This window comes from Winogradskyella ludwigii (assembly GCF_013403985.1).
In the GTDB taxonomy this organism is placed as follows: Bacteria; Bacteroidota; Bacteroidia; order Flavobacteriales; family Flavobacteriaceae; genus Winogradskyella; species Winogradskyella ludwigii.
Genome location: NZ_JABFDF010000020.1, coordinates 1 through 1,936 on the forward strand (window position 1 = coordinate 1; position 1,936 = coordinate 1,936).

Annotated in this window: 3 protein-coding genes; all 3 read left to right on the top strand. The window is 27.0% G+C overall.

The window, feature by feature from the left end:
* Positions 1 to 50: 50 nt before the first annotated feature.
* Genes HM981_RS17440 through HM981_RS17360 form a run of 3 tightly spaced genes read left to right on the top strand, consistent with a single transcriptional unit; the run spans position 51 to position 1,797 of the window.
* Positions 51 to 593 carry a hypothetical protein gene (locus HM981_RS17440; protein WP_218846503.1) on the top strand — a complete coding sequence of 181 codons (543 nt, stop codon included), beginning with the start codon at positions 51 to 53 and terminating at the stop codon, positions 591 to 593.
* 9 nt (positions 594 to 602) lie between these two features.
* Positions 603 to 866: a hypothetical protein gene (locus HM981_RS17355; RefSeq protein ID WP_179340063.1), complete on the top strand. Its 264-nt coding sequence runs from the start codon at positions 603 to 605 to the stop codon at positions 864 to 866.
* On the top strand, positions 859 to 1,797 hold the full coding sequence (locus tag HM981_RS17360; RefSeq protein ID WP_179340064.1) for a hypothetical protein: 939 nt from the start codon (positions 859 to 861) through the stop codon (positions 1,795 to 1,797). The genes HM981_RS17355 and HM981_RS17360 overlap by 8 nt, the downstream gene beginning before the upstream one ends.
* Positions 1,798 to 1,936 lie beyond the last annotated feature (139 nt).

Sequence of the window (1,936 nt, forward strand, 5' to 3'; positions counted from 1 at the left end):
CACGTTGCCAGTAATTTACGAACGGCACTCTAAAAAACAAATTGAAAGTAATGAAGAAAGAACTTGAGGAAATAACAAATATGCAAGACTTCAAGATATTTTTAGAATATCCACGTGAAAATGAGGATAAAACTAAATTCGGAATACACAAAAAAATGGGATTTAGAACTTGTGAAATCAATACAGAAAGTATGATTTCGTGGTTTAAGAAAAATGATGACTTATATCTAATCAGAGTTTCTAAAGAATGTATAGCTCATATCAAAAAACCAAGGTTTGGTATTGGTTCTTTACCAATGATGTGTGACGATTTAAGATTTGTTAAAGGTGTAAATTCTGGAATTACTAAAAATGGAGACACATTTACCTCGATAGAAATATTAATGCCTAACGAATTATCAGAACAAGAAGAATACAGAAATTCTCATCCAACAAAAGAAGAAGTGTATAAAGAAATGAGAGAAGAAAATTATAAAGAGGAAACTTTTAATGATTACAATGGCTCACACGCACAAGATTATGCTGGTTACAGTGACCAACAAATAGATGATATTTTTGATGGCGATGCAGACTTATATTGGAATATTGATTAACACTTAATTATGAACAAAAATTTAAAAGTCGCACTAAATTTAACATACCTAATTACTTGGGGAATATTATTATATCTTTCAGGGAAACATTTATTTGGTTTAGATTATTTTGGTAAAGAATCAATTCTAATTGATGCAATTGCTTTTGCGGTTTTTTTCTTTAGCTTTTTAACTATAATGAAATTTCTTCTTCCATTAATTCTTATATATTGGCAATCTCAAAAAGAAAGAATTAAACGAATTAGCGAAAATTCAGAGAAGTTTAATGAGTAAAATAGAAACAGTAATAAAGGCAATTGAAAAAATGGACATTGACTTATTAGATTTAGTTTTGAATGCTAACAAATCTTATATGGATGTTCCAAAAGAAATATTTCTGTCAAAACTATCATCTGAATTTGGAAAATTAAAAAACAGAGGAATTACAGAATTCAATAAAGTGTCTAAAGGTAATTGTCAAAAGTGTTATATAGATTATTCTGGATTTACATTTTCAACAAAAAACAATGATTATTTAGACTTGCTATTTTTAGAAAAAGACAATGAAGTTACAGATATAATTCAATGTACAAAACTCAAAAACGAAGATAAATTAGCGAAAGAAAAAAATATCTTCCTTTATTTCAAAAAAGATATAAGAATTAGTTACGAACCTACTTCTACTCTATCATTTGAAGAAATAGAAATTGAAAAAGCGGAACTTGAATTTAAAGAATTTGAAAACCAAATTATAGATTTAGAAACTCTCGAAATTTGGAAAACTAAATGGACTGAATTACATAATTCTGTTCGGTACAAGATTTTAGAATATAGTTTTGTTCCTTCTTTCATTTCTACTTATTCAAGCACTCAACAAATTTTATCGTTAAAAAAAGAAAAAACTTTGGCGGAAAAAGCATTGATTGAATTAGAAAATTTTGAGATTTCAGAGCATAGAAAACTAATAAATTGGTTATTAAAATTTAAAAATAATCAAGTTTTTAACGCTTCAAAAAGTTACATAAAAACGGACAACTTAACTAAAACTAATTTTATCATTTTCAAAAACGGAGAAGACATTTTTAACGATGGACTAAAATATTATGAAAATATAGTAATTGATATAAAAGGTTACTTAAATTCTATAAAATTCGGAGAAATTTATAACAAATATTATTACGAATTCTATAATGAAATTGAACAGAAACAAGAAACAGCGGAATAAAAACTACTGGCAACACCGTATATAATTTATTGCTGGTTTATTGCTTACTTACGAAAGTCCTCGTGGACTTTCTTTGTCCGTAATTATTTACTAAATTAGTTGCTTGAAACACGCAACAAACCATATACAACAACGTTGT

What these genes read in the sequence shown, in the direction of transcription:
- HM981_RS17440 (WP_218846503.1), top strand. Translation starts at nt 51, where the DNA reads ATGAAGAAAGAACTTGAGGAAATAACAAATATGCAAGACTTCAAGATA.
- HM981_RS17355 (WP_179340063.1), top strand. Translation starts at nt 603, where the DNA reads ATGAACAAAAATTTAAAAGTCGCACTAAATTTAACATACCTAATTACT.
- HM981_RS17360 (WP_179340064.1), top strand. Translation starts at nt 859, where the DNA reads ATGAGTAAAATAGAAACAGTAATAAAGGCAATTGAAAAAATGGACATT.